The following is a 2,836-nucleotide window of genomic DNA, read 5'->3' on the forward strand; positions in this document are numbered from 1 at the left end:
CCGCCCACCGACCGGTCCGCGCGGGCCGGTCGGTGGGCGGGTGGGTCAGGCCAGGACGAGGTCGCGGAGGGCGCGGAGGGTCGGCTCGTCGCGGACGCCCGCGATCAGCAGCGTCGTCACCGGGCTTTCCCGCCACCGGTCGAGGCGCTCCTTGATGCGCCCGATCGGGCCGAGCAGCGAGATGGAGTCGGCCAGCTCGTCCGGGACGGCCCGGACCGCCTCGTCGCGCCGTCCGGCCAGGAACAGCTCCTGCACGCGCGCGGCCTGCTCGGCGTAGCCGAGGCGGCCGATCAGGTCGAGGTGGAAGTTGCGTTCCTTCGCGCCCATCCCGCCGATGTAGAAGGCGAGCGGGATCTTCGCGAACTCCAGCGCGGACGCCAGGTCGTCGGTGACGATCGTCGTCACGGTCGCGGCGATCTCGAAGTCCGCCGGACGGCCCGCCAGCGACTCGCCGAACAGCGCGTCGATCCGGGTCGGGTCCACGAACAGCGGCAGCCAGCCCTGCGCGGCCTCGGCGGCGAGCGCGATGTTCTTCGGCCCCTCCGCCCCGAGGTACACCGGGATCTCCGGACGCACCGGATGCGCGATCGACTTCAGCGGCTTCCCGAGCCCGGTCCCGCCCGGGTAGGGGAGCGGGTAGTGCGGGCCTTCGCTGGTCACGGGCGCCTCGCGCCGCCACACCTGCCGCATGATGTCCAGGTACTCGCGGGTGCGCGCGAGCGGCTTGGGGAACGGCACGCCGTACCAGCCCTCCACGACCTGCGGCCCGGACGCGCCGATGCCGAGGATGACCCGTCCGCCGGACAGCGCGTCCAGGGTGAGGGCGTGCATCGCCGTCGCGACCGGCGTGCGCGCCGACATCTGCGCGACGGCGGTCCCGAGCTTGATCCGCGAGGTGCGGGCGGCGTACCAGGCGAGCGGCGTGAAGGCGTCCGAGCCGTACGCCTCGGCGGTGAACACCGCGTCGTAGCCGAGCCTCTCGGCGGCGAGCACCGTCTCGGTCTGGTCGTCCGGGTCGCGCTGCCAGTAGCCGACGTTGATGCCGAGCTTCAGTTCCGAGGTGGGGGACGTGCTGGGGGCCGGAGTCGGGTCCGCGGTCACGGTGGCGCCTTCCGTCGGGGGCACCGCGATAGTAGAACGCGTTCTAGTTTCTCTGGAAGGCCCGGCCGGCGCGGAGATCCGGTCCGGCGGGCCGCGCACGGAGCGGCACCGCCGGGTGCGCGGGCGGACGGGACGCTGGAGACCGGGCAGGGGTCAGGCGTCCAGTGGACGTGAGAAGCCCGAGGCGAACGCCGGGCGTCGGGCGGGTGTGGGGGCGGGGCGGTCAGTGTGCGGTGGGGCGGTCAGTGTGCGGTGAGGCGGTCGAGCATCGCGCGCCACTCGGCGGACGCCAGCAGCAGCGCGGGGCCGCCGGGGTCCTTGGAGTCGCGCACCGCGCGGCGCGCGCCCGACAGCGCGGCGACCTCGACGCACTGGTCGCCGCTGCCGCTGTGGGACGACTTGGTCCACAGCGCCGTGTCGAGTTCGGCGCGGAGGGGGCGGGGCGTGCCGTCGGTGGCTCGGTCGGGGTGGGCGTCGGTGGTGCCGTCGTGGGCGCGTCGCGAGTCGGCGGGGGTTGGGTTCACGAGTTGCTCCTTGCTGCGTCGGCGACGAGACGCGCGGACTCCTCCGGGGGGAGGGCCGCCTCGGCGATCCGCTGGAAGCGTTCCCCGTGACTGGCTATTTCCGCGATGCTTTCGACGTAAACGTCGCCCATCGTCCCCTCCACGTAGGCGATATCGGGGTCCGCGGGGTCGGGGAACGAAAGGATTGTGAAGCGGCCGTCGAGTCCGGCGTGCTCACGCACGGTGAACGGCAGTATCTGGACGGTGATCCGGTCGCGCTCGGCGAGCCGGACCAGATGCCGCAGCTGCTCGGCCAGCACCTCCGGTCCGCCGATCGGGCGGCGCAGCACCGCCTCGTCCACCACCATGTGCACCAGCGGCGCGTCCGGCCGCTCCAGCAGCGCCTGGCGGGTGCGGCGCGCGGCGAGCCGCCGCTCCACGTCCTCGGGCTTGGGCAGCATCCGGCCGGCGGTGATGACGGCGCGCGCGTAGTCCTCGGTCTGGAGCAGCCCGTGCACGAGCTGCGGATCCCAGGTGCGGATGAGCGACGCCTCGTGCTCCATCGCGACGTAGCTGCCGGTGAAGACGTCGGAGTAGGCCGTCCACCAGCCGCGCCGCTGCGCGGCCGACGCGAGGTTGGACAGCGCGTCGCGTTCCGGGCTGGGCACGCCGTACAGGTCGAGGAACCGCTGGATGTCCTCGGCCTTCGGCCGCGTCTGCGCGGTCTCCAGCCGGGACACGGTGGCCCGCGACATGCTCAGCCGGTCGGCGACCTCCTGGAGGGTGAGGCCGCGCTTCTCACGGAGCGTCCGCAGCTCACGCGCCAGACGGCGGCCGCGGACGGTGGGCCGGTAGCTCATGGCGGGGAGTCTCGCCGGTCGCCCGGGGTTCCACAACGGGAATGACAAAGCGGGTAGAGGAATCTCTCCCGGCAGAGCAATCTGCCCAACGGTGTTGCGGTACTGAGATTCTCACGCGATTCTGAGGACCGTGACCGTTCGGTGTCGTTACGTGACCAGAGTCGCGTGACCAGAGACTCACCGTGAGGGTCGCGGCCGGTTCTCGCGCCGCCGTGCCGCCGCCCCGGGAGGGAACCCCGTGACCACCTCTCCAGAGATCGCCGGAGACGCCGTGGACCAGCCTTCATCATCCGGCCTGCTGGCCGTCGAACCGCCGCCGCCGGGCGCCGGGGGCGCGCGCCGCGACCGCGTGTGGGCGCTGCCCGCCGGCCC

The 2,836-nt window shown here is 73.2% G+C and carries 3 protein-coding genes; all 3 read right to left on the reverse strand.

The window, feature by feature from the left end:
* Positions 1 to 45 precede the first annotated feature (45 nt).
* The 3 genes from DZF91_RS25600 to DZF91_RS25610 all read right to left on the reverse strand — a co-directional run bounded on the left by DZF91_RS25600 (position 46) and on the right by DZF91_RS25610 (position 2,464).
* Positions 46 to 1,101, reverse strand: a complete 1,056-nt coding sequence (locus DZF91_RS25600; RefSeq protein WP_235834554.1) for an LLM class F420-dependent oxidoreductase — start codon at positions 1,099 to 1,101, stop codon at positions 46 to 48.
* A gap of 242 nt (positions 1,102 to 1,343) precedes the next feature.
* Positions 1,344 to 1,625 (reverse strand): DUF397 domain-containing protein, encoded by a 282-nt coding sequence (locus DZF91_RS42970; RefSeq protein ID WP_199486888.1) that lies wholly within the window; start codon positions 1,623 to 1,625, stop codon positions 1,344 to 1,346.
* Positions 1,622 to 2,464, reverse strand: a complete 843-nt coding sequence (locus DZF91_RS25610; protein WP_117359768.1) for a helix-turn-helix domain-containing protein — start codon at positions 2,462 to 2,464, stop codon at positions 1,622 to 1,624. Before DZF91_RS25610 ends, DZF91_RS42970 begins: the two co-directional genes overlap by 4 nt.
* Positions 2,465 to 2,836 lie beyond the last annotated feature (372 nt).

Origin of the sequence: Actinomadura logoneensis (assembly GCF_003428695.1) — a bacterium.
Lineage (GTDB): Bacteria > Actinomycetota > Actinomycetes > Streptosporangiales > Streptosporangiaceae > Spirillospora > Spirillospora logoneensis.